The following is a 23,530-nucleotide window of genomic DNA, read 5'->3' as shown; positions in this document are numbered from 1 at the left end:
TTGCTCTTAAATAGCGGAAAAGTCGCATGTTAAGCACTTTTTGATCTTTGCTTTCCCAGGTCGTTATTCCTTTGAGTAACAACTCATTCCATTTCGTAATTTCATTTGCTCTAAGTGGCACCCTATAGTCGCACTATGACTGATTGTAAGCGAGTTATGGCATCGTGGACTATTTGCCCTTATTTGCCGAATTAAAAGAGCGGCCGGTGCTGGTTATCGGCGGCGGCGAGATTGCCGAGCGCAAGATCATGTTTCTGCGTCGGGCGGGGGCGAAAGTGCAGATTGTGGCCGCTGCGCTATCCGATGAGCTTGCTGGGCTGGTCGAGCGCCAGGAAATAACGTGGCGCGCAGAAGCGTTTCAGGAACAGCAGATCGACGACGTTTTCCTGGTGATTGCCGCCACCGAAGACGACGCGCTGAACCAGCGGGTTTTTGCCGCCGCGAACGCGCGCTTTCGCCTGGTGAACGTGGTGGACAATCAGCCGCTTTGTTCGGTGGTCTTCCCCTCCATTGTCGATCGCTCCCCGCTGCTGGTGGCGATCTTTTCGGGCGGTTCGGCGCCGGTACTGTCGCGGATGATACGCGAAAAAATTGAAGCGCTGCTGCCGACCAATCTGGGACGCGTTGCCGAAGCGGCAAGCTACTGGCGGCATCATATTAAAACGCATCTGACCACTACCGCGGCGCGGCGCCGTTTCTGGGAGCGCGTTTTCAACGGCCGCTTTGTCAGCCTGATGATTGCCGGCAACAGAGCCGCCGCGGATAAGGCGCTGGAGGATGAGCTGTATCAGCCGGAAAAACGGTTGGGTGAAATCATCCTTGTCGGCGCCGGGCCGGGTGATGCCGGACTCCTTACGCTAAGCGGCCTTCAGGCGATTCAGCGGGCGGACGTAGTGTTTTACGATCGTCTGGTAACGCCGGAGATACGCGAGCTGGTGCGTCGCGATGCGGAGATGATCTGCGTCGGTAAACGCGCCGGAGAGTATTCGGTACCGCAGCATGAAACGAATCAGATGCTGGTCGCGGCGGCGAAAGAGGGCAAAACGGTGGTGCGCCTGAAGGGCGGCGATCCGTTTATTTTCGGTCGCGGCGGCGAGGAGCTGCAGGCGGCAGCGGCTGCGGGGATCTCCTTTCAGGTTGTTCCCGGCGTGACCGCAGCAGCGGGCGCGACGGCGTATGCCGGAATTCCGCTGACCCATCGCGATTACGCGCAGAGCGTGACCTTTGTCACCGGCCACTACAAGGCGGACAGCGCGCCGCTCGACTGGGCGCTGCTGGCGCAGAGCCGGCAAACGCTGGCTATCTATATGGGCACGATGAAGGCGGCGGAAATCAGCGCGCAGCTGATCGCGCACGGGCGCGACAGGAACACGCCGGTAGCGGTTATCTCCCGCGGCACTCGCGCCGATCAGCAAACGACGATCGGCACGTTAGAACAACTGGAACACCTGGCGAAAGATGCCCCGATGCCGGCTCTGCTGGTGGTGGGCGAAGTGGTGCAGCTACATCAGCAGCTCGCCTGGTTTCAACACACAACGAACGCAGAAGGGTTTGGCTCTTCTGTGGTCAATCTGGCTTAGGCCCGGCGCAACAGGCCTTATAAGGAACGGTTAATGGACCAAAAACGACTCACTCACCTGCGACAACTGGAGGCGGAAAGCATCCATATCATTCGCGAGGTGGCCGCAGAATTCTCAAATCCGGTGATGATGTACTCCATCGGTAAAGATTCCAGCGTGATGCTGCATCTGGCGCGTAAAGCGTTTTATCCGGGAACCCTACCGTTCCCGCTGCTGCACGTTGATACCGGCTGGAAATTCCGTGAGATGTACGAGTTCCGTGACCGTACCGCGAAGGCCTACGGCTGCGAGCTGCTGGTGCACAAAAATCCGGAAGGGGTGGCGATGGGCATCAACCCGTTTGTCCACGGCAGCGCCAAGCATACCGATATCATGAAGACCGAAGGTCTCAAGCAGGCGCTGAACAAATATGGCTTTGACGCCGCGTTCGGCGGTGCCCGCCGCGATGAAGAGAAATCTCGCGCTAAAGAGCGTATCTACTCGTTCCGCGACCGCTTCCACCGCTGGGATCCGAAAAACCAGCGCCCGGAGCTGTGGCACAACTACAACGGCCAGATTAACAAAGGCGAAAGCATCCGCGTGTTCCCGCTCTCTAACTGGACCGAGCTGGATATCTGGCAGTACATCTATCTGGAAAATATCGAAATCGTGCCGCTGTACCTGGCGGCAGAGCGCCCGGTTCTCGAGCGTGACGGCATGCTGATGATGATCGATGACGACCGCATCGACCTGCAGCCGGGCGAGGTTATCAAACAGCAGATGGTGCGTTTTCGTACCCTCGGCTGCTGGCCGCTGACCGGCGCGGTGGAGTCCAACGCGCAAACGCTGCCGGAAATTATTGAAGAGATGCTGGTCTCCACGACCAGCGAACGTCAGGGTCGCATGATTGACCGCGACCAGGCAGGCTCAATGGAGCTGAAGAAACGTCAGGGGTATTTCTAAGGAGCCGCCATGAATACGACAATTGCACAACAAATTGCTGATGAAGGCGGCGTCGAAGCCTACCTGCACGCGCAGCAGAACAAAAGCCTGCTGCGTTTCCTGACCTGCGGCAGCGTTGATGACGGAAAAAGCACGCTGATTGGCCGCCTGCTGCACGATACCCGCCAGATTTATGAAGACCAGCTCTCATCGCTGCATAACGATAGCAAGCGTCACGGAACCCAGGGCGAGAAGCTGGATCTGGCGCTGCTGGTGGATGGCCTGCAGGCGGAGCGCGAGCAGGGCATCACTATCGATGTGGCCTACCGCTATTTTTCTACCGAAAAGCGCAAGTTTATTATTGCCGACACGCCGGGGCACGAGCAGTACACCCGCAATATGGCGACCGGCGCCTCAACCTGCGATCTGGCGATCCTGCTGATCGATGCGCGCAAAGGGGTGCTGGATCAGACCCGTCGTCACAGCTTTATTTCAACGCTGCTGGGTATTAAAAACCTGGTGGTGGCGGTGAATAAAATGGACCTCGTGGAGTTCAGCGAAGCGCGGTTTAACCAGATTCGCGAAGAGTATCTGACCTTTGCCGAACAGCTGCCGGGCGACCTCGATATTCGCTTCGTGCCGCTTTCCGCGCTGGAAGGGGACAACGTTGCCAGCCAGAGCGAGAAGATGGGCTGGTACAGCGGCCCGACGCTGCTGGAAGTGCTGGAAACCGTTGAGATCCATCACCAGGTCGAAACCCAGCCGCTGCGTTTCCCGGTGCAGTTTGTGAACCGTCCAAACCTCGATTTCCGCGGTTTCTCCGGTACCGTAGCCTCCGGCAAAGTGACGGTTGGCCAGCGTCTGAAGGTGCTGCCGTCGGGCGTGGAGTCCAGCGTGGCGCGCATCGTGACCTTTGACGGCGACCTGCAGGAAGCCGGAGCCGGGGAAGCGATTACTATCGTGCTGAAGGATGAGATTGATATCAGCCGCGGCGACCTGCTGGTCGATGCGCAGGTACTGCTGCCGGCCGTGCAGAGCGCCAGCATTGACGTGGTGTGGATGGCTGAACAGGCGCTCTCTCCGGGCCAGAGCTTTGATATTAAAATTGCCGGCAAGAAAACCCGCGCCCGCGTGGACGGCATTCGCTATCAGGTTGATATTAACAATCTGACCCAGAGTGAGGTGGAATCGCTGCCGCTCAACGGCATCGGCCTCGTGGATTTGACCTTTGATGAGCCGCTGGTACTGGACAAATACCAGGACAACCCGGTGACCGGGGGGCTTATTTTTATCGACCGCCTGTCGAACGTCACCGTCGGCGCCGGCATGGTGCGCGAACCGCAGGAGCACGCTCAGGCGTCCGCTTCGTCGTTCAGCGCGTTTGAGCTGGAGCTGAACCAGCTTATCCGTAAGCATTTCCCGCACTGGGACGCTCGCGATCTGCTGGGAGGCAAGTAATGGCGCAGCATGACGAAAACGTCGTCTGGCATGCCCATCCGGTCACTCAGCAGCAGCGCGAGCAGCGCCACGGCCATCGCGGCGTGGTGCTGTGGTTTACCGGGCTCTCCGGCTCCGGTAAATCTACCGTTGCCGGCGCGCTGGAGGAGGCGCTCCAGCAGCTAGGCGTCAGTACCTATCTGCTGGATGGCGATAACGTGCGTCACGGCCTGTGCAGCGATTTGGGCTTTAGCGACGGCGATCGGAAAGAGAATATTCGCCGCGTGGGCGAAGTGGCTAAGCTGATGGTTGAGGCCGGGCTGGTTGTGCTGACGGCCTTTATCTCTCCGCACCGCGCCGAGCGCCAGATGGTGCGTGAGCGCCTGGGGGAAGGGCGCTTTATCGAAATATTCGTCGATACGCCGCTGGCGATCTGCGAGGCGCGAGATCCGAAAGGGTTATACAAGAAGGCGCGAGCGGGAGAATTACGCAATTTCACCGGAATTGACTCAGTTTATGAAGCACCGGAAAAGGCGGAAATTCATCTGGATGGTGAACAATTGGTAACAAATTTGGTGCACCAACTATTAGACCTGCTCAGACAGAGCGATATTATCAGATCCTGAAACGGTGGCGGCACTGAGATGTTGGCCGCCCGGTGAACAGGATTCGATATGCGCAATACCCAGAACCTCAGTATGATTCGTTCAGAACCACCCCCGGTGGCGAATGACGAGACCACCTGGTCTTTGTCAGGCGCCGCCGTGGGATTTATCTCATGGCTGCTGGCGCTGGGTATCCCCTTTCTCATCTATGGCAGCAATACGCTGTTTTTTCTTCTCTACACCTGGCCGTTCTTCCTTGCACTGATGCCGGTTGCCGTTGTGGTCGGTATTGCGCTGCATTCGTTGTTGAATGGTAAACTCCTCTACAGCTCGTGCGCGACGATTTTAACCATCGGACTGATGTTCGGCCTGCTGTTCCTCTGGCTGCTGGGATAGTCTTTTTGGCGTATGAATCAAGCCTGGGTATCGATGACAAAAATGTGGTACAGTCCCCGCGTTACGCGGCATCGTCCGCGCGTCGGAGTAAAACGCTCGGGCGAGTTATCGGATGATGATGCCGTTTTTCAGGGGGCAGGATGGGTAAATTAACGCTGCTATTATTGGCTTTGCTGGTCTGGCTACAGTACTCGCTGTGGTTCGGTAAAAATGGTCTGCATGACTATAGTCGGGTTAATGACGATGTCTCCGCTCAGCAAGACACTAACGGTAAATTAAAGGCGCGCAACGATCAGCTGTTTGCGGAAATCGACGACCTCAACGGCGGTCAGGAAGCGATCGAAGAACGCGCGCGCAACGAGCTAAGTATGACCCGCCCGGGTGAAACGTTTTATCGTCTGGTCCCGGATGCGTCTAAACGCAATCAGGGATCGGCGCAGAATAATCGATAAATAAGCCCAGGATTACGACATGGCAGCCACTTTTCCGGGCGTTTGCGCCGTGGTGCCGGCGGCCGGTTTTGGCCGTCGTATGCAAACGGAATGCCCGAAACAATATCTCTCAATCGGTAACAAAACGATTCTCGAGCACGCGGTCGCCGCGCTGCTGACCAACGCCTGCGTCCAGCGCGTGGTGATTGCCGTCAGCCCCGGCGATGTCCGCTTTAGCCAGCTGCCGCTGGCCTCCCATCCGCAGATTACCGTCGTTGATGGCGGCAGCGAACGCGCCGACTCCGTTCTTGCTGGCCTCAAGGCGCTGCCCGATGCGCAGTGGGTGCTGGTGCATGACGCCGCGCGCCCGTGCCTGCATCAGGACGATCTCACCCGCCTGCTGGCGCTGCGTGAAACCAGCCGCGTTGGCGGCATCCTGGCGGCACCGGTTCGCGATACCATGAAGCGCGCCGAACCCGGCAAAGCCGCCATTGCCCATACCGTCGATCGCAACGACCTGTGGCATGCGCTGACGCCGCAGTTTTTCCCGCGTGAATTACTCTTTAACTGCCTGACGCGTGCGCTCAACGAAGGCGCAACCATCACCGACGAAGCGTCGGCGCTGGAGTACTGCGGCTTCCATCCCGAACTGGTAGCCGGACGCGCTGATAATATTAAAGTGACGCGCCCGGAAGACCTGGCGCTGGCAGAATTTTACCTTACCCGTTCCCGACACCAGGAGAAGGCTTAATGCGAATTGGACATGGTTTTGACGTACACGCTTTTGGCGGTGAAGGCCCAATCATTATTGGCGGGGTGCGCGTTCCTTACGAGAAGGGGCTGCTGGCCCACTCCGATGGCGACGTCGCGCTGCATGCGCTGACCGATGCTCTGCTGGGCGCGGCTGCGCTGGGGGACATCGGTAAGCTGTTCCCGGACACCGATCCGGCCTTCAAAGGCGCCGACAGCCGCGCGCTGCTGCGCGAAGCCTGGCGCCGGATTCAGGCGAAAGGCTATACCCTCGGCAACGTTGACGTCACCATCATTGCCCAGGCGCCCAAAATGCTGCCGCATATTCCGCAGATGCGCGTTTTTATCGCCGAAGATCTTGGCTGCCATATGGACGACGTCAACGTGAAGGCGACGACCACCGAAAAGCTCGGGTTTACCGGCCGCGGCGAAGGCATTGCCTGTGAAGCGGTGGCGCTGCTGCGTAAGGCGGCACAATGATCGCCTTCAACGAACTCACCTGGCTGCACGGTAAACCACTGGGGCAGGGGCTGCTGAAAGCCAGCCCGGAAGACTTCATGGTGGTAGAAGACCTCGGCTTTGAGCCCGACGGCGAAGGTGAGCACGTGCTGGCGCGGATCCTCAAAAAGGACTGCAACACGCGCTTTGTCGCGGACGCGCTGGCAAAATTCCTTAAAATCCATGCCCGGGAAGTTAGCTTTGCCGGGCAAAAGGACAAGCACGCGGTGACCGAACAGTGGCTCTGCGCCCGGGTGCCGGGTAAAGAGATGCCCGACCTCAGCAAGTTTCAGCTCGAGGGCTGCCAGGTGCTGGAGTACGCGCGCCATAAGCGCAAGCTACGCCTTGGGGCGCTGAAGGGCAATCAGTTCACCCTGATCCTGCGCGAAGTCAGCCACCGCGATGATGTCGAGCAGCGCCTGCAGGCCATCGCTGCCGGCGGCGTGCCAAACTATTTTGGCGCTCAGCGCTTTGGGATTGGCGGCAGCAACCTGCTGGGCGCGCTGCGCTGGGCAGAGAGCGGAGCCCCGGTGCGCGATCGAAATAAACGCAGTTTTTGGCTGTCGGCGGCGCGTAGCGGCTTGTTTAATCAGCAGGTCAGTATTAGATTAAAAAAAACAGAATTTAATCAGGTTGTTGATGGCGATGCGCTACAATTAGCGGGGCGCGGCAGCTGGTTTGTCGCTGCGCCTGAAGAGCTGGCGGAACTGCAGGGGCGGGTTGATAACCGCGAGCTGCTGATTACCGCTGCGCTGCCGGGCAGCGGCGACTGGGGCAGCCAACGCGATGCGCTGGCCGCCGAACGGGCGGCGGTGGCTGAAGAGACGCCGCTCCAGGCGCTGCTGGTGCGTGAAAAAGTAGAGGCCGCGCGCCGGGCGATGCTGCTCTATCCGCAGCAGATGAGCTGGAACTGGTGGGATGACGTAACCGTTGAACTGCGTTTCTGGCTGCCAGCGGGCAGCTTCGCCACCAGCGTGGTAAGGGAACTTATCAACACAACGGGTGACTATGCGAATATTGCTGAGTAACGATGACGGGATTCATGCGCCGGGCATTCAGACCCTGGCGAAGGCCTTACGGGAATTCGCTGAGGTCCAGGTTGTCGCACCCGATCGTAACCGCAGCGGCGCATCGAACTCCCTGACGCTAGAGTCTTCACTACGCACCTTCACTTTTGATAATGGCGATATCGCCGTCCAGATGGGCACTCCGACGGACTGCGTCTATCTCGGCGTCAACGCCCTGATGCGCCCCCGTCCGGATATCGTGGTTTCTGGTATTAACGCCGGGCCGAATCTTGGCGATGACGTAATCTACTCCGGTACCGTGGCCGCCGCGATGGAGGGCCGGCACCTTGGCTTTCCGGCGCTGGCCGTGTCGCTAAACGGCCATCAGCATTACGCTACCGCGGCGGCCATCACCTGCACTATTCTGCGCGCGCTCAGCCGCGAGCCGCTGCGCACCGGGCGCATTCTCAATATCAACGTACCCGATCTGCCGCTTGAGCAGATTAAAGGCATCCGCGTGACCCGCTGCGGCAGCCGCCATCCGGCCGATCAGGTTATCCCGCAAAAAGATCCGCGCGGCAATACCCTGTACTGGATTGGTCCTCCGGGCGAGAAGCACGATGCCGGGCCCGATACCGACTTTGCGGCAGTAGATGAAGGCTACGTGTCGGTTACGCCGCTGCACGTTGATTTAACCGCCCACCAGGCCCATGAAGTGGTCACCGACTGGCTCGAACGCGTCGGAGTAGACAGCCAATGGTAAGCAAACGTGTTGAAAGCCTGCTGAATCAGCTCCGTACTCAGGGCATCGTCGACGAGCGCGTGCTCGAAGCGATTGCGCTGGTGCCGCGGGAAAAGTTTGTCGATGAGGCCTTCGAACATAAGGCGTGGGAAAACACCGCGCTGCCGATTGGCCAGGGGCAAACCATTTCGCAGCCCTATATGGTGGCGCGGATGACGGAGCTTCTGACGCTGACGCCAGAGTCCAGGGTGCTGGAAATTGGCACCGGCTCGGGCTATCAGACGGCGATACTGGCGCAGCTGGTGCACCACGTCTGTTCGGTCGAGAGAATTAAGAGCCTGCAGTGGCAGGCGCGGCGTCGCCTCAAACAACTTGATTTACATAATGTTTCAACCCGTCATGGTGATGGATGGCAGGGTTGGAGGGCGCGAGCACCTTTTGATGCGATTATCGTCACCGCCGCGCCGCCGGAAATTCCGCCGGCGCTGCTGGCGCAGCTGGATGAAGGTGGCGTGCTGGTTTTACCGGTAGGTGAAGAGCATCAGTTTCTGAAACGGATCCGTCGTCGCGGTAATGAGTTTGTTATTGATACCGTTGAAGCCGTTCGCTTCGTTCCCCTGGTTCAAGGTGAGCTGGCGTGAGACCCGGATTATTCCAGGTTTTTTTTGCCTGATTTTAGGCGTAGGGTGGACACATTTTCAGTGTCCTGGCCGGGCGTTGCCCGGTAAGCAAGATATTGGTAGTTAACCTATTCCTGGGGGATAAATGAGCGCGGGAAGCCCAAAATTTACCTTAAGCCGTATTGCGGCACTATCGCTGGTTTCACTGTGGCTGGCAGGCTGTTCGAATACGAATAATCCGCCTGCGCCGGTCAGTTCGGCTGGAGGCGCCTCCTCCTCCGGGACCAGCTCCGGGATGCTGATTACCCCGCCGGCGAAAACGGGCGTTACCGCCGTGCCTCAGGTGCAGCCGGTTCAAACCCGGCCGACGCAAATTCAGCCGATGGAGCAGCAGCAGCCGCTGCAGACCATGAACGGCAAGATCGTTTATAACCGCAAATATGGCGATATTCCGAAAGGCAGCTACACCGGCGGCAGCACCTACACCGTCAAACGCGGCGACACGCTGTTCTATATTGCCTGGGTGACCGGCAACGATTTCCGTGACCTTGCCCAACGCAATAATATCCCGGCGCCGTACGGCCTGAACGTCGGCCAGACTCTGCAGGTTGGCAACTCCGCGGGCCAGCCAATCACCGGCGATAACGCCGTTGCTCAGGCCAGCGCTCGGGCAAGCGGAGGTGCGACGGCGGCCTCACATCCTGCACAAAAATCAACCGCAGTGGTTGCGTCACAACCAACTATTACGTATTCTGAACCCTCAGGTGAACAGAATGCTAATAAGATGTTGCCGAACAATAAGCCTGCGACGACAGTCGTTGCGCCGGTTACGGCTCCAGCTATCAGCAGCAACCAACCGACTGCAAGCAGCACGTCAACCAGTTCGCCGATCTCTTCATGGCGCTGGCCGACTGAGGGCAAGGTTATCGAGAACTTTAGCGGCGCCGAAGGCGGTAATAAAGGCATCGATATTGCAGGCAGTAAAGGACAGGCTATCGTCGCGACCGCTGATGGACGCGTCGTCTATGCCGGTAACGCACTGCGCGGTTACGGTAATCTTATTATCATCAAACACAACGATGATTACCTGAGTGCCTACGCTCATAACGATACCATGCTGGTCCGGGAGCAACAGGAAATTAAAGCGGGGCAGAAAATCGCTACCATGGGTAGCACCGGAACCAGCTCGACAAGATTACATTTTGAAATTCGTTACAAGGGGAAATCCGTCAACCCGCTGCAGTATTTACCGCAGCGATAATTTGGCGAAGTACGCATAAGCATAACGTCAGTTAAAAGGCGCCGGGGCGGTGAACGCCGCTCTGCATTGGGGCTAAAAAGCTGTCCTGGCGACGTTTGAATGATATTTAGCGAAGGTGCTTTGCTCAGGGATCACGGGTAGGAGCCATCTTTATGAGTCAGAATACGCTGAAAGTTCATGATTTAAATGAAGACGCGGAATTTGATGAGAACGGAGTTGAGGTTTTCGATGAGAAAGCCTTAGTAGAAGAGGAACCCAGTGATAGCGATCTGGCCGAGGAAGATCTCCTGTCGCAAGGCGCAACGCAACGCGTGCTTGATGCGACTCAGCTCTATCTTGGTGAGATTGGTTATTCCCCGCTGCTGACGGCTGAAGAAGAGGTCTACTTCGCCCGACGCGCGTTGCGTGGTGATGTCGCTTCACGCCGCCGGATGATAGAAAGCAACCTGCGTCTGGTGGTAAAAATTGCCCGTCGTTATAGCAATCGTGGTCTGGCGCTGCTGGATCTGATTGAAGAGGGCAATCTGGGGCTGATCCGCGCGGTTGAAAAGTTTGACCCGGAACGTGGGTTCCGTTTTTCAACTTATGCAACCTGGTGGATCCGTCAAACGATTGAACGGGCGATTATGAACCAAACCCGTACCATTCGTTTACCTATCCATATTGTGAAAGAGCTGAACGTCTATCTGCGTACCGCGCGTGAGTTGTCCCATAAGCTGGACCACGAGCCGAGTGCGGAAGAGATTGCCGAACAGCTGGATAAGCCGGTTGATGACGTTAGCCGTATGCTGCGTCTGAACGAGCGCATCACCTCGGTGGATACCCCGCTGGGCGGTGACTCGGAAAAAGCGCTGCTGGATATTCTGGCCGATGAAAAAGATAACGGCCCGGAAGACACCACGCAGGACGATGATATGAAACAAAGCATCGTCAAATGGCTGTTCGAACTGAACGCCAAGCAGCGTGAAGTCCTGGCGCGTCGTTTTGGCCTGCTGGGCTATGAAGCCGCTACGCTTGAAGATGTAGGTCGTGAAATTGGCCTGACCCGCGAACGCGTGCGTCAGATCCAGGTTGAAGGCCTGCGCCGCCTGCGGGAAATCCTGCAAGGTCAGGGGCTGAACATCGAAGCGCTATTCCGCGAATAAGACATTTTTCTTAAAAAAGGCCCGATCGGTTGATTGGGCCTTTTCCTTTTTTAGCCAGCCTTATTCTACCCCAGCCAGGTCTCCTGCAGGTGGCGCCACAAAATCCGCTCATCCTCCTGCCTGAACACTACCGTTGACCAGCGCACCGTCGTCACCTGACCGGGAAGTGTCTGCGTTTCGCGATAGAGAACCGCCGCGCCGTCGTGCCAGCTGGCAAGCTCCGTGAGGCTATCAATAGCGATCTTCAGGCCCGGGCGGCTGCCGCCAGCCTGCTGAAAAAAATTGCTGACCGCCCGGCGATCCATACGGGCGCCGCCCGCGGCGACCAGCGTAAAATCGTGGGTAAAGCGCGTCATTAACGCCTCAGCGCTTCCTTCCTTACGGCCTAACCAGTTTTCAATGATGACGTGGGCATTGAGGACTTCCTCGAAATATGCGCTCATTTCTTCTCCATTTTGCTATGCAGACGCAGGATCAGCGCCCGGTTGTCGAATCGCAGGCAGCTCAGCAGGGGGATGAGGGTGATCCCGGCTGCGGTGATAAAAACCCCGCGCCATGCCAGCGCGGTGGAATAGTGGTGGAGCAGGGCGCTGAGCAGCGCGGCCAGCAGCGCCGCGCCGGCTAAAAAGCTGAGCTGACGGTTGATATTCCACAGCGCGCTGGCGTCCGGCAGGTGGTGGTTGGCGATATTCAAAAAGGCGCTGCTTTGTGCCGTACTGCTGCACAGGCTGCCGCCCGCGCCCATCAGCGTGAAGGCGCTTATCAGGGTGCTCGCCGATGTCTGCGGGCTTACGCCGATCAGCAGCAGGATCCCCGCCGCCTGAAGCAGGCATCCGCTGATAATAAACGGCCGGGGGCCGAATCGATTGTAGTATCTGCCGGTCAGCGTTATCGCCACAAACGATGCCAGCGACCACGGCAGCATCAATGACCCGATGGCTGAAGGCGACATCCCGGTGAGGGTCTGCAGGTAAAACAGGCCGACCACGTTGATGCCAATAAACGTGCTGGGGACGCAGAGATAAATCAGCATCGCGAAGCGCAGCAGCGGGTCGGCCAGCAGCGGCAGGTGTAAAAAGCGGCCCGGGCGCGTCGTTGTCACCTCTTTCTCAAGCCAGCAGGCGGCTAAGATCAGCGTCAGAAAAGCGACGGGCAGGCTGGCAAAGAAGACCCATCGCCAGCTGAACGTCTGCACCAGCAGCCCCCCAAGCGCCGGAGAGCAGGCGGGAGCCAGCAGCCCGACCAGCATCACGGCGGCAGAGAGCTTTGCCCGCTCGTGGGGCTTAAAGTAGCGCCAGGTCACCGCCTGACCAACGGGAATTAATAGCCCGCCGCCCATCCCCTGAAGCGTGCGCCAGAAAACCAGCGCGCTCAGCGAATCCGCCATTCCTGCTCCCAGCGCCGCCGCGCTGAACAGAAGCAGCGACAGCAGAAAAACGCGCCGGGCGCCAAATCGCTGTGCGAGCCAGGCGCTGAAGGGGATCACCAGCGTGAGCCCGGCGATATAGCCGTTGCTGACCCAGGTCAGCTCGCCCACGGAGGCGTTGAGCGCCCGACTCATATCGGGAAAGGCAACGCTGGCGATAAACATATTGATTAAGTCGAGAAAGAAACCGAGCAGAAAAACGGTGGCAACCTTGCTGCGATAGGTCATGGCGATCTCCGGTAAAGAAGGTCGCTACTCTAAACCTCTGCGTCGGGGGGATAAACGCGGCGAAGCGGGATATACTGTCTGATAATTTTTGACAATAAGCTGAGTTAGCATGCTGAATCTGCAACGAATGGCCATGTTTGTGGCGGTGGTGGAGTGCGGAAGTTTTACCGCGGCGGCGGTCGCCCTGGCCCAGACCAAGGCGGTGGTGAGCTTTAACGTGCGGCAGCTGGAGAGCGAGCTTGGCGTCACGCTGCTTTTACGCTCCACGCGGCGGCTGACCCTGACGGATGCGGGGACGGTGTTCTATCACCGCGGCGTCGGGCTGCTGAAGGCGGCGGAAAATCTCCAGGACGAGGTGCGGGCCAGCCACGCCGGATTGAGCGGCGAGCTGCGCATCACCACCACTCCGGAGTACGGCGCACGGGTGATTATTCCCGCCCTGGCCGAGTTTAGCCAGCTGCACCCGGCGCTGCGCGTGCGCCACGTTTCATCCTCGCATCATGCCGATTTAATTTCTGAACGCTTTGATGTCGCCATTCGTCTCGGGACGCTGGCGGACTCGCGCTACCGCGCGGCGCTGATTTCGCGTTTCGCGATCCTGCCCGTGGCCGCGCCTGCGTGGCTGGCGCAGCATCCGCTGGCAACCCTCGAAGACCTGGCCCAGGCCGAGTGGATTATTCATGAGCGCCTGCAAACGCCGCTGCGCTGGCAGCTCAGCGGGCAGGATCAGGAGGCGTTCGGTTTTGAAATTCAAAAGACCCCGCGTCTGTCGGCGGATAGCGCCAGTGCGCTAATGGCCTTCGCCCTTGCCGGCAGCGGCGTGGCGCTGTTGCCGGAGTGGCTGGTGGCCTCATCGTTGGCTCAGAAGCGTTTGATCCATTTGCTACCGGAGGTAAGCTTTCCGTCGCAGGGAGTTTATGCGGTCTATCCGGATGCGCGGCACGTGCCGACTAAGGTGCGGGCGTTTATCGATTTTTTACGTCAGCGGGTGGGGTAACATACCGGTTTCTGCGGCCATTTCTGCGGTTCACTCCCGGGCGAAGCATTGCTGCCCGGGAGTGACGTTCAGAGGATAAGAGGATTACGCCAGGCTTTTAAGCCGATAGATCCACTCCAGGGCCTGACGCGGCGTCAGCGTATCGGGGTCAAGATGCTCCAGCGCTTCGAGAGCCGGGGAGGTCTCTTCCGGAGCCGACAGCAGCGACATCTGCGTACCGTCAACCTGGGTCGCCGCCGCGTTGGGCGAAATGCTCTCCAGCTCGCGCAGCTTCTGCCGCGCGCGCTTGATCACCTCTTTCGGCACCCCCGCCAGCGCCGCGACCGCCAGGCCGTAGCTTTTGCTCGCCGCGCCGTCCTGAACGCTGTGCATAAAGGCGATAGTGTCGCCGTGCTCCAGCGCGTCCAGATGCACGTTAGCCACCCCTTCCATTTTCTCCGGCAGCTGGGTGAGCTCGAAGTAGTGGGTGGCAAACAGGGTCAGCGCTTTTATCTTATTCGCCAGGTTCTCCGCGCAGGCCCACGCCAGCGACAGGCCGTCGTAGGTCGAAGTGCCGCGGCCGATTTCATCCATCAGCACCAGACTGTGTTCGGTGGCGTTATGCAGAATATTGGCGGTTTCGGTCATCTCGACCATAAAGGTTGAGCGGCCGCTTGCCAGATCGTCCGCCGCGCCGACGCGGGTGAAGATGCGGTCAATGGGGCCGATTTCGACCTTTTCAGCCGGGACGTAGCTGCCGATCCACGCCAGCAGCGCAATCAGCGCGGTCTGGCGCATATAGGTACTTTTACCGCCCATATTCGGACCGGTAATAATCAGCATCCGCCGCTGCGGCGACAGGGTGAGCGGGTTGGCGATAAACGGCTCTTTTAGCACCTGCTCCACCACCGGATGGCGGCCTTCGACAATGCGGATGCCCGGTTTATCGCTAAAGGTCGGGCAGCAGTAGTTAAGGGTTTCGGCCCGCTCGGCGAGGTTAATCAGCACGTCCAGCTCCGCCAGCGCGCTCGCGCTCTGCAGCAGGTCGGCAAGATGCGGCAGCAGCATATCAAACAGGCGGTCGTAGAGCTGTTTCTCCAGCGCCAGCGCCTTGCCTTTCGAGGTTAGCACCTTGTCTTCATACTCCTTGAGCTCAGGAATAATGTAGCGCTCGGCGTTTTTTAACGTCTGGCGACGCACGTAGTGAATCGGCGCGTGCTGGCTTTGGCCGCGGCTAATCTGGATGTAGTAGCCGTGAACCGCGTTGTAGCCCACCTTCAGCGTATCCAGCCCCAGCCGTTCGCGTTCGCGAACCTCCAGCTTATCGAGATAGTCCGTGGCGCCATCGGCCAGCGCGCGCCACTCGTCGAGCTCTTCGTTATAGCCCGGGGCAATCACGCCGCCGTCGCGCACCAGCACCGGAGGCGCGTCGATAATGGCCTTTTCCAGCAGCTCGCGCAGCTCGGCGAACTCGCCCATTTTATCGCGCAGCTGCTGCACCGGGGCGCAGGGGACGTCGGCCAGCATGTCGCGCAGCGCCGGCAGCTGCTGGAAGGCATGACGCATGCGGGCTAAATCGCGCGGCCGCGCGGTGCGCAGCGCCAGGCGCGCCAGAATACGTTCGAGATCGCCGACCTGGCGCAGCACCGGCTGCAGTTCGCCATAGCGCTCCTGCAGGGCGCCGATGGTCTGCTGGCGCTCGATCAGCACCTCGCTGTTGCGGATTGGCATATGCAGCCAGCGCTTAAGCATCCGGCTGCCCATCGGGGTGACGGTGCAATCGAGGACCGAGGCGAGGGTATTGTCGGTGCCGCCGGCCAGGTTCTGGGTGATCTCAAGATTACGGCGGGTGGCGGCATCCATAATGATGCTGTCCTGCTCGCGCTCCATGGTAATCGAGCGGATATGCGGCAGGGAGGTACGCTGGGTATCCTTGACATACTGTAGCAGGCAGCCCGCCGCGCACAGGCCGCGCGGGGCGTTTTCGACCCCGAAGCCCACCAGGTCGCGGGTGCCGAACTGTAAATTCAGCTGCTGGCGTGCGGTGTCGATTTCAAACTCCCACAGCGGGCGACGGCGCAGGCCGCGGCGGCCTTCAATCAGCGCCGCTTCGGCAAAATCTTCGGCATACAGCAGCTCTGCCGGGTTGGTGCGCTGCAGCTCCGCCGCCATGGTTTCGCGATCGGCCGGCTCGCTGAGGCGAAAACGCCCGGAGCTGATGTCCAGCGTCGCATAGCCGAAGCCTTTGCTGTCCTGCCAGATGGCGGCCAGCAGATTATCCTGACGCTCCTGCAGCAGCGCTTCATCGCTGATGGTGCCGGGCGTGACGATGCGTACCACTTTCCGTTCGACCGGTCCTTTGGTGGTGGCCGGATCGCCAATCTGTTCGCAAATCGCCACCGACTCGCCCTGATTCACCAGCTTCGCGAGGTAGTTTTCCACCGCATGGTGCGGGATCCCGGCCATCGGGATCGGCTCGCCCGCCGAGGCGCCGCGTTTGGTCAGCGAGATATCAAGCAGCTGCGAGGCGCGTTTAGCGTCGTCATAGAACAGCTCGTAAAAGTCGCCCATGCGGTAGAACAGCAGGATCTCCGGATGCTGCGCTTTCAGCTTCAGATACTGCTGCATCATGGGGGTGTGGGCGTCGAGATTGTCGATTGTACTCATAGAAAGTTATCCAGCTCCCTGGGTTTTAATGGGTTGCGATCTTTTTTGTTTTCGTTGGTATCACATGGGAGAGACATCATAACGGAGATACGACTTTCAGGGAAAGTGACGAAACGAGATGTAGCGATCCGCGTTCCAGTTGCTAAAGCGGGTAGCGCGGACGAGCGCGCTACCCACGGCGGAATTATGGCGCCAGATAGACCTGGGGGATCGGGTGATCGGGGTGCTGGCCGGTGCGCACGTCGGCGCCGTACCAGCGGCTGATGATCGGCTGCTGTATCACCTCATGCGGCGTGCCTTCCGCCGCCAGCTTTCCCTGATGCATCAGCAGGATATGGTCAGCCCATAGCGCGGCGAGGTTAAGATCGTGCAGCACGATGCAGACGTGCAGCAGGCCGCTGCGGGTCAGCCGTTTCAGCAGGCGCAGCAGGTGCTGCTGATAGTAAAGATCCAGCGCCGAGGTCGGCTCATCAAGAAACAGCCAGCCCTGCGGAGCGTCGTCGCGCCACAGCTGGGCGAGACAGCGGGCCAGCTGCACCCGCTGCTGCTCGCCGCCGGAGAGCGAAGGGTAGCGCCTGCCGGCCAGATGGTCGCAGCCGGTCTCCGCCATCACCCTGCGGACCGCCTGGAGGTCCGGGGTTTTGCCCCACGGGGAGCGTCCCATAGCGATCACCGTCTCAACGGGCCAGTCGGCGTGAAGCTGGGTACGCTGCAGCATCACCGCCCGACGGCGGGAGAGCGCCTCCGGCGTCCAGCTTTCCAGCGGTCGGCCCTCTACGCGCCGTTCGCCGCTGTCCGGGGTTAAAAAACCGGTCAGCAGGCGGAGCAGGGTCGATTTGCCCGCGCCGTTCGGGCCAATCAGCGCCGTCATTCCGGCCGCGCTCAGCTGCAGTGAAATATCGTCAATCAGCAGGCGTTGGCCGACGCGCAGCGACAGCGAGCGGGCGATATAGCTGTTATCCATTGATCGTCCTCTGCTGGCGGAAAATAAGCCATAAAAACCACGGCGCGCCGAGCATGCTGGTCAGCAGGCCGACCGGCATTTCGGCGGGAGCGGCGACGGTGCGGGCGAGGGTATCGGCGAGGAGCAGTAAAATCGCGCCGGCGAGCAGCGAGCCGGGGACCAGGCCGCGATGGTCCGGCCCCAGCCACATCCGCATCAGATGCGGAACCACCAGGCCAATAAAGCCGATCACTCCGCTGATGGCTACCGATGCCGCCACCAGCAGCGCGCTGCACAGCAGCAGAAGCCGCTGCAGCGCCCGGACGTTGACCCCAAGGTAGTGCGCTTCCTCATCGCCAAGCTGCAGCAAATTGAGGCGCGAGGCCATCAGCCATACCGCCGCTGATGCCGGGACCATCAGCGTGGCCGCCACCAGCAGCGTAGACCACTCCGCCTGGCCGAGGCTGCCCATCCCCCACAGGGAAAGCTGGCGCAGCTGGGTATCGTTGCTTATCCACGCCAGCGCGCCCACCAGCGCGCCGCACAGCGCGTTGATGGCAATCCCGACCAGCAGCAGGCGCGACAGCGAGCCGTCGCCGGCCCGGCTGAGGATAAAAATCACCACCATAACCGCCATGCTGCCGATAAAGGCCGCCAGCATCGGCGCATACAGCGCCACCAGTACCGGCACCGACAGCGGCAGCACCAGCCAGCAGGCTACCGCCAGCGCCGCGCCGCTGCTGATCCCCAGCAGGCCCGGGTCGGCGAGCGGGTTGCGAAACAGCCCCTGCATCACGCAGCCGGAGAGCGCCAGCGCGGCGCCCACCAGCAGCGCCAGCAGCACGCGAGGCAGACGAATCGTCAGCCAGATATGGCGCAGCACCTCATCTCCTGACGGCCACAGGCTGGCGAGCGGCAGACGCATCGCCCCGAGGGTGGTGGCGAACAGCGTCAGTCCTGCCAGCAGCAACAGCATTAGCCACAGAGTACGGGCGGGAGCGGCACGCATCAGGGCAGCTGCTCCGCTTTTTGCCGCAGCGTGATGACCGCCTGCGGCGTGCGTGGGCCAAACCCGAGCAGCGCCATATCGTCAATCACCAGCACCTGCTTATGGCGTCCCGCCGGGGTTTGCGCCAGGCCGGGGAGTTTCCACAGTCCCGCTTCGCCCCCCATGCCCTTAAGCCCGTCGGCGGAGATGACCACCAGGTCCGGCAGGCTGGCGACCACGCCCTCCTGGGACATGCTGCGGTAGTGGTCGAAGCCCTGCATCGCGTTCTGCAGGCCGGCGGCGCGGATCGCGCCGTCAGCCGCCGTCTGCTTCCCGGCAACCAGCGTGTTCATCCCGCCGTGGCTGAGAATAAACAGCACCCGCTTGTTAAGCGGCTGGGTGGGGATTTGCGCGATCTGCTGGTGCAGCTTCTGCAGCAGCGCATCGCCCTGTTCCTGTTTGCCTAAGGCATCAGCAATCGTGGCGACCTTTTTATCAATTGACGCCAGGCTGTAGCCCCCCGGCACGTCAATAACCTTCACGCTGCTTTCCTGCACCTTTTTTAGCACCAGCGAAGGCTGGGCCTGGGCGCTGGCCAGCACGAGGGTCGGACGTAGCGAGAGGATCCCTTCGGCGTTGAGCTGGCGCAGATAGCCCACGTCCGGCAGCGACTGCGCCTCGGCGGGCCAGGTGCTGGTGCTGTCTTTGGCGACCAGCTGCTGCTGGGCATTGAGGGCGTAAACCACTTCGGTGACGTCGCCGCCGAGAGAGATGATGCGTTCGGCGGCGGCGCTGGCAACCAGCGGCAAGACCGTCAACAGTACGAGCCAGCGTTTCATGCGGTCTGTCCTTCCGTCGTCAGACGGTCAACCTGGCTGCGCCACTGCTCCTGCTCCGGGTGGCCTTCGCTGCGCTGGCCGAAGAGCTGGGCGATCTGCGTGCCGTCTTTGGCGAACAGCTCGACGCTGGTGACGTGACCGTCAGTGGTCGGCTTGCGGGTCACCCAAACCTCGTCAACGCTGTCTTCGCGCAGGTGTAGCGTAAAGGTGCTGTTGAAAATATTGAGCCAGCCGCGCATCGGCAGCAGCTTTTCGATCGCGCCGGTAAAAATTTGCACGCAGCCGCGGTTGCCGACGAAAATCATAATTTCGTTGCCCTCTTCGCGGATGGCGCCCAGCAGGCGCGGCAGGGCATCGTTTTCAATGCGGCAGGCGAGGTCGTCGCTCACCGCCCGGAAAGCCTGCTGGCGCGACAGATTATGCTTTCTCAGCAGGACGAAGAACTGGTGCACATCGGTCATCGCGCGCCACTCGCTCTCCAGCGCGGCGCCGTCGACGGTGTCTGCATATTTTGCGATCTCGACGGGACGAATCGCCAGCGGCGTCGGCGCGTTCTGGGTGTGCTCAGCAATCAGCGCGTCCCAGGCGGCCATATCGGTTTGTTCGGTGGCGTAGACCTTCAGCAGCGCGTCGCCGTGATGATCGAAGAACTGAATGCTCTGGCGATCGTTGTCGGTCAGGTGGAAAGCGCTGGCCCACTGGCTGAGAAACAGGCGCAGGTCGAGGGCCCGCGGGTTGAGCACCAGCCCGGCGTGGCCGTTGAGGTGCTGGTGGGTAAATTCGCCGACCTGCTCGTGTACCGCATATTCGTTGCGGCAGATACACTTCGTTTCGCCGACGGCTTCCAGCGCGGCCAGGATAGCGCGCGCGTCGTCCTGCAGGCGCACGGCATCGTAGCCGAGGCGGGCTTCGGTCAGTTCGGCTTCGCTAATCCCCATTTCGGCGGCGATATCGCGGGCGTATTTGGCGGAGGATTGCGCTTTAGTGGTCAGATAGCGCTGCCACAGCGGGGCAGGTTGATGTTGAGCGTCTCGCATAATTCACATCCTTCTCTACGATGAGTAACCCCGGCACGATGGCCGGGGGCAGGTTTCTTATTATTGGATCTATCAAAAATCGACGTTCACGCCCAGCTGCCAGGTACGGCCAGGCATCGTCGCCAGCGCTTTGTCATTGGCATCCTGGTTGGTCGATGTCTCGATATTACGGCTACTCAGGTAATCCCAGTATTTACGATCGGTAATGTTGTAAACCCCGCCGTTCAGGCGCACGTTCTTCGCCACCTGCCAGTAAGCGGTCCAGTCGAGCATGCCGTAGCCAGGCACGCGCATATATTCGCTGGTGGAATCTGTGATCGCCGAGCCGGTGTTGGTATAGCTTTCGCGGTTGGTGGTGCTGGCGCGTTTGCCCTTAACAAAGGTCGCGGTCAGCGCGGTACCGTACACTTTTGCCGGGTCGTCCCAGGCCACGCCGACGATAGCCTTCATTGGCGCGACGCTATCGAGGTCGACGTACTTGTCGCCGTTATAGCTGGACTTCGATTTCCCTTCGCTATAGCCGTAGGCGAGGGTGGCGCTCAGGCCGTTAACCTCTTCAAACCAGGTGCCAAAGTTAAATTTGGCGCTGATTTCGCCGCCGTAGATATAGGCCTTATCGCGGTTTTCCGCCTGATAAATGGTATAGATATTCGATGGTACGTTGGTGAATTGGTCCGGGTTGCCGGAGCGCGTGTAGCGGCTATAGGCGATAAAGTTTTTATAGCTGTTGTAGAACAGCGCGGTACGCATGGTGATGCCTTCCGTCACCTCGCCTTTCATCCCCCACTCGAAGTTATCGCTGGTTTCGGTTTTCAGATCGGTATTGCCGATCAGCGCGTACTGCGCCCGTCCGGCATAGCTGGAGCCGAGGTTCCATGAGCCGTACAGCTGGCTGGCGTTCGGGAACTGCGCGCCGCGCTGGTACTGCAGGTAGGTCATCAGGCGCGGAGTCATATCGTACTGCAGGGTCAGCGACGGCAGCGCCTGGGTATCGGAGTTCTTACCGTACAGCGTCGAGACGGCGGAGCCGGTCAGCACGCTGCTGTTGGTGGTCAGATCCGAGAGGTTCTCAGGTTTGGTCGATTGGTGCACTACGCGAATACCCGGGATCACGGCGAAGTTATGGCTGTCGAGATCGAAGTTAATCTTATCCTGCACGAAGCCGGCGATGACGTAGCCGCGGCTATCCGCTTCCGGCTGCATGATCGCGCTGTAGACGCTCGGTACCGGCGACTGGCTGAACGGACGCTGGGTTTTGGTGGTGCTGGCGTTGAGGCCGCCGCTCAGGTCATGACGGCCCACGGATTTGGCCAGCGCGGTCTGGAACCCCCAGGTGTCGGTGTCAAAGTTCGAGTTCACGGTCTCCATTGCCAGGGAGGTGCTATCCGGCATATAGGTCCAGTCATGGGCCTCGGTATGCTGGTAGTAGACCTTAGTCGACACGCTATCGATATAGTCGTTCATCGGCGTCCAGTCGTCTTTCAGACTCAGGCCCCAGCGACGCGTCTGGCTGGTCTGGTTGGCGGTGCCGATAACGCTGCCGCCGCTGGAGTCCCAGGTGTCGTAGTGCGTATGGTTGGTTTTATGGTAGTAATCGAAGGTGCCGGTCAGCTTGTGCTCTTCGTTTGGCTGCCAGATCCCGGAGGTCATAAAGGCGTCGGAGTGCCAGTTGGCCGGATATGAATCGACCGTCCCGCTGTTATTTTCCGTTTCCTGACCGTCGCGACGGCTGTAGACGAAGATCCCGCGCAGGGTCTCATCGCCGCCGGCGATGGTGACGCCGTTGTGCCAGCTGCGGTCGGCGGAGTCGTAGCCGCTGCGGTAGCCAAAGGCGCTGGTTTTACCCGAGTGCAGATAGTCATCGGCAGATTTCGGACGGAAAGAGACGTTACCGCCGATGGAGCTGTTGGCCGTTTCGGTAGAGGTGGCGCCGGACTGAATATTGATGCTGCCGTACATGTACGGGTCAATGTAGTCGCGGCCGATGCCGAAGGTGTTGAGGCCCGCTCGGCTGACGTAGCTGCGTCCGGTCGCGTTCGGCTGGGCAATGCCGTCGACGTCGATGCCGACGCGGTTGCTCTCCATGCCGCGAATGTTGTAGCCGGTATAGCCGCCGCGGTCGAAGCCGCTTTTACCGTTGCCCGATCCGCCGCTGGCGCCGGTGGCGCCAATCAGCGGTTCATAGCGCATGATGGAGCCAAAATCTTTCGCGCCTTTATCCTGCAGATCCTGGGCGCTAACGGAGTGTTCGCTGCCTGCCTTCAGCTCGGGCGCGGGTGCGGTCACGGTCATCAGCTCCGAACTATCATCGGATGATGCATCGCTGGTGAGATTTTTATTGGTGCTGTCAGCCGCCCCGGCGGAGGTCTGATAAATTGCTGCGAGCAAAGAAGTCACCAGCAGGCTTTTTTTAAACCATGCTGTTGATTGAGTGGATTTGTACATAGTAGCCACGCCTTGATAATTATTAGTATCGGCTCACGCGTTACTTCCAGATTTGTCGATTCACCCCGTTATTTCCTTTCGCTGGCGAATTCATTCCCTGTAATTTTGCGAATACTAATGATAAGTATTTCCATTTGCAACTAATTCATTATATCTCCACATTTTATTCATAAAGTTGCTTACAATTCGGCTTAACGATTAACTAACCTGATCATTCAGGTAGGAACTATTGAGGATAACAATGACTAAGCGCGCCATTACCATCACCTACTGCTCCCAATGTAACTGGATGCTGCGCGCCAGCTGGATGGCGCAGGAGCTGCTGCACACCTTCAGCACCGATATCGGCTCGGTAACGCTGGTGCCGGGAACCGGGGGAATATTCACCATCAGCGTAGACGATGTGCAAATCTGGGATCGCAAACAGGACGACGGTTTCCCCGATGCGGCGGAGCTCAAGCGTCGGGTACGCGATGTCTGCTTCCCGGAAAAACCGCTGGGGCACGTGGATAAGCCGGCCTAATCCTCAGGGAGTAACCGGCTGCACCGCGCCGCCTTAAGGTGTATTATAGGTGCATCTTTGTTGCC

24 protein-coding genes are annotated in these 23,530 nt (G+C 59.7%); 15 read left to right on the top strand and 9 right to left on the bottom strand.

Going from position 1 to position 23,530, the window contains the following annotated elements:
* Positions 1-173 precede the first annotated feature (173 nt).
* The 11 genes from cysG (at position 174) to GO007_RS08855 (ending at position 9,008) form a co-directional block, all read left to right on the top strand.
* Entirely contained in the window at positions 174-1,580 is a 1,407-nt protein-coding gene (gene cysG / locus GO007_RS08905) for a siroheme synthase CysG (RefSeq protein ID WP_157349172.1), read from the top strand.
* A gap of 33 nt (positions 1,581-1,613) precedes the next feature.
* The gene (gene cysD / locus GO007_RS08900) at positions 1,614-2,522 is read left to right on the top strand and encodes a sulfate adenylyltransferase subunit CysD (protein ID WP_041146949.1); all 909 of its coding nucleotides are present in this window, start codon (positions 1,614-1,616) and stop codon (positions 2,520-2,522) included.
* 9 nt (positions 2,523-2,531) lie between these two features.
* Complete coding sequence (gene cysN / locus GO007_RS08895) at positions 2,532-3,959, top strand: sulfate adenylyltransferase subunit CysN (RefSeq protein ID WP_095098569.1); 1,428 nt, start codon at positions 2,532-2,534, stop codon at positions 3,957-3,959.
* Positions 3,959-4,564 carry an adenylyl-sulfate kinase gene (cysC, locus tag GO007_RS08890; protein WP_095098567.1) on the top strand — a complete coding sequence of 202 codons (606 nt, stop codon included), beginning with the start codon at positions 3,959-3,961 and terminating at the stop codon, positions 4,562-4,564. The genes cysN and cysC overlap by 1 nt, the downstream gene beginning before the upstream one ends.
* 48 nt (positions 4,565-4,612) lie before the next feature.
* A complete protein-coding gene (locus GO007_RS08885) occupies positions 4,613-4,939 on the top strand; it encodes a DUF3561 family protein (protein ID WP_041146946.1) in 327 nt (108 codons plus the stop codon).
* A gap of 140 nt (positions 4,940-5,079) precedes the next feature.
* On the top strand, positions 5,080-5,391 hold the full coding sequence (ftsB, locus tag GO007_RS08880; RefSeq protein ID WP_045857570.1) for a cell division protein FtsB: 312 nt from the start codon (positions 5,080-5,082) through the stop codon (positions 5,389-5,391).
* Positions 5,392-5,410: 19 nt separating this feature from the next.
* Entirely contained in the window at positions 5,411-6,121 is a 711-nt protein-coding gene (ispD, locus tag GO007_RS08875) for a 2-C-methyl-D-erythritol 4-phosphate cytidylyltransferase (RefSeq protein ID WP_095098562.1), read from the top strand.
* On the top strand, positions 6,121-6,600 hold the full coding sequence (ispF, locus tag GO007_RS08870; RefSeq protein ID WP_041146943.1) for a 2-C-methyl-D-erythritol 2,4-cyclodiphosphate synthase: 480 nt from the start codon (positions 6,121-6,123) through the stop codon (positions 6,598-6,600). The genes ispD and ispF overlap by 1 nt, the downstream gene beginning before the upstream one ends.
* On the top strand, positions 6,597-7,646 hold the full coding sequence (truD, locus tag GO007_RS08865; protein ID WP_095098555.1) for a tRNA pseudouridine(13) synthase TruD: 1,050 nt from the start codon (positions 6,597-6,599) through the stop codon (positions 7,644-7,646). The genes ispF and truD overlap by 4 nt, the downstream gene beginning before the upstream one ends.
* Positions 7,627-8,388 carry a 5'/3'-nucleotidase SurE gene (surE, locus tag GO007_RS08860; protein ID WP_095098550.1) on the top strand — a complete coding sequence of 254 codons (762 nt, stop codon included), beginning with the start codon at positions 7,627-7,629 and terminating at the stop codon, positions 8,386-8,388. The genes truD and surE overlap by 20 nt, the downstream gene beginning before the upstream one ends.
* On the top strand, positions 8,382-9,008 hold the full coding sequence (locus tag GO007_RS08855) for a protein-L-isoaspartate(D-aspartate) O-methyltransferase (protein WP_095098546.1): 627 nt from the start codon (positions 8,382-8,384) through the stop codon (positions 9,006-9,008). The genes surE and GO007_RS08855 overlap by 7 nt, the downstream gene beginning before the upstream one ends.
* Positions 9,009-9,110: 102 nt before the next feature.
* Here the strand turns inward: GO007_RS08855 and GO007_RS29530 are convergent, their stop codons facing one another.
* Positions 9,111-9,242: a peptidase gene (locus GO007_RS29530; RefSeq protein ID WP_259274799.1), complete on the bottom strand. Its 132-nt coding sequence runs from the start codon at positions 9,240-9,242 to the stop codon at positions 9,111-9,113.
* On the opposite strand from GO007_RS29530, the gene nlpD reads away from it, so the two are divergent.
* Positions 9,184-10,248 (top strand): murein hydrolase activator NlpD, encoded by a 1,065-nt coding sequence (gene nlpD, locus GO007_RS08850; RefSeq protein WP_370525551.1) that lies wholly within the window; start codon positions 9,184-9,186, stop codon positions 10,246-10,248. The two genes, GO007_RS29530 and nlpD, sit on opposite strands and share 59 nt — an antisense overlap.
* Before the next feature lie 152 nt (positions 10,249-10,400).
* Complete coding sequence (gene rpoS / locus GO007_RS08845; protein ID WP_004866938.1) at positions 10,401-11,393, top strand: RNA polymerase sigma factor RpoS; 993 nt, start codon at positions 10,401-10,403, stop codon at positions 11,391-11,393.
* Between the two features lie 65 nt (positions 11,394-11,458).
* Here rpoS and GO007_RS08840 read toward each other — a convergent pair whose 3' ends face one another.
* Together GO007_RS08840 and GO007_RS08835 are read right to left on the bottom strand one after the other, a co-directional pair.
* The gene (locus GO007_RS08840) at positions 11,459-11,836 is read right to left on the bottom strand and encodes a DUF4440 domain-containing protein (RefSeq protein WP_095098539.1); all 378 of its coding nucleotides are present in this window, start codon (positions 11,834-11,836) and stop codon (positions 11,459-11,461) included.
* Entirely contained in the window at positions 11,833-13,047 is a 1,215-nt protein-coding gene (locus GO007_RS08835) for an MFS transporter (protein WP_095098535.1), read from the bottom strand. Before GO007_RS08835 ends, GO007_RS08840 begins: the two co-directional genes overlap by 4 nt.
* Before the next feature lie 109 nt (positions 13,048-13,156).
* On the opposite strand from GO007_RS08835, the gene GO007_RS08830 reads away from it, so the two are divergent.
* The gene (locus GO007_RS08830; RefSeq protein ID WP_095098532.1) at positions 13,157-14,044 is read left to right on the top strand and encodes a LysR family transcriptional regulator; all 888 of its coding nucleotides are present in this window, start codon (positions 13,157-13,159) and stop codon (positions 14,042-14,044) included.
* Positions 14,045-14,128: 84 nt separating this feature from the next.
* Here the strand turns inward: GO007_RS08830 and mutS are convergent, their stop codons facing one another.
* From mutS to GO007_RS08800, 6 genes are all read right to left on the bottom strand, one after another.
* Entirely contained in the window at positions 14,129-16,690 is a 2,562-nt protein-coding gene (gene mutS / locus GO007_RS08825) for a DNA mismatch repair protein MutS (protein WP_095098530.1), read from the bottom strand.
* Between the two features lie 184 nt (positions 16,691-16,874).
* On the bottom strand, positions 16,875-17,654 hold the full coding sequence (locus GO007_RS08820) for a heme ABC transporter ATP-binding protein (protein WP_095098528.1): 780 nt from the start codon (positions 17,652-17,654) through the stop codon (positions 16,875-16,877).
* Complete coding sequence (locus GO007_RS08815) at positions 17,647-18,642, bottom strand: FecCD family ABC transporter permease (RefSeq protein ID WP_095098526.1); 996 nt, start codon at positions 18,640-18,642, stop codon at positions 17,647-17,649. The genes GO007_RS08820 and GO007_RS08815 overlap by 8 nt, the downstream gene beginning before the upstream one ends.
* On the bottom strand, positions 18,642-19,460 hold the full coding sequence (locus GO007_RS08810; RefSeq protein ID WP_095098524.1) for a heme/hemin ABC transporter substrate-binding protein: 819 nt from the start codon (positions 19,458-19,460) through the stop codon (positions 18,642-18,644). Before GO007_RS08810 ends, GO007_RS08815 begins: the two co-directional genes overlap by 1 nt.
* Positions 19,457-20,497, bottom strand: a complete 1,041-nt coding sequence (locus GO007_RS08805) for a hemin-degrading factor (protein WP_095098521.1) — start codon at positions 20,495-20,497, stop codon at positions 19,457-19,459. The genes GO007_RS08810 and GO007_RS08805 overlap by 4 nt, the downstream gene beginning before the upstream one ends.
* Positions 20,498-20,569: 72 nt before the next feature.
* Complete coding sequence (locus tag GO007_RS08800) at positions 20,570-22,942, bottom strand: TonB-dependent receptor domain-containing protein (protein WP_095098518.1); 2,373 nt, start codon at positions 22,940-22,942, stop codon at positions 20,570-20,572.
* A gap of 241 nt (positions 22,943-23,183) precedes the next feature.
* Between GO007_RS08800 and GO007_RS08795 the strand changes: the two genes are divergently transcribed.
* A complete protein-coding gene (locus GO007_RS08795; protein ID WP_095098516.1) occupies positions 23,184-23,465 on the top strand; it encodes an Rdx family protein in 282 nt (93 codons plus the stop codon).
* Positions 23,466-23,530 lie beyond the last annotated feature (65 nt).

It is taken from the genome of Klebsiella sp. 10-1 (assembly GCF_009758445.1).
Lineage (GTDB): Bacteria > Pseudomonadota > Gammaproteobacteria > Enterobacterales > Enterobacteriaceae > Klebsiella > Klebsiella scottii.
Note: the sequence above shows the minus strand (reverse complement) of the source record. Positions and strands in the feature narration are given on the sequence as shown.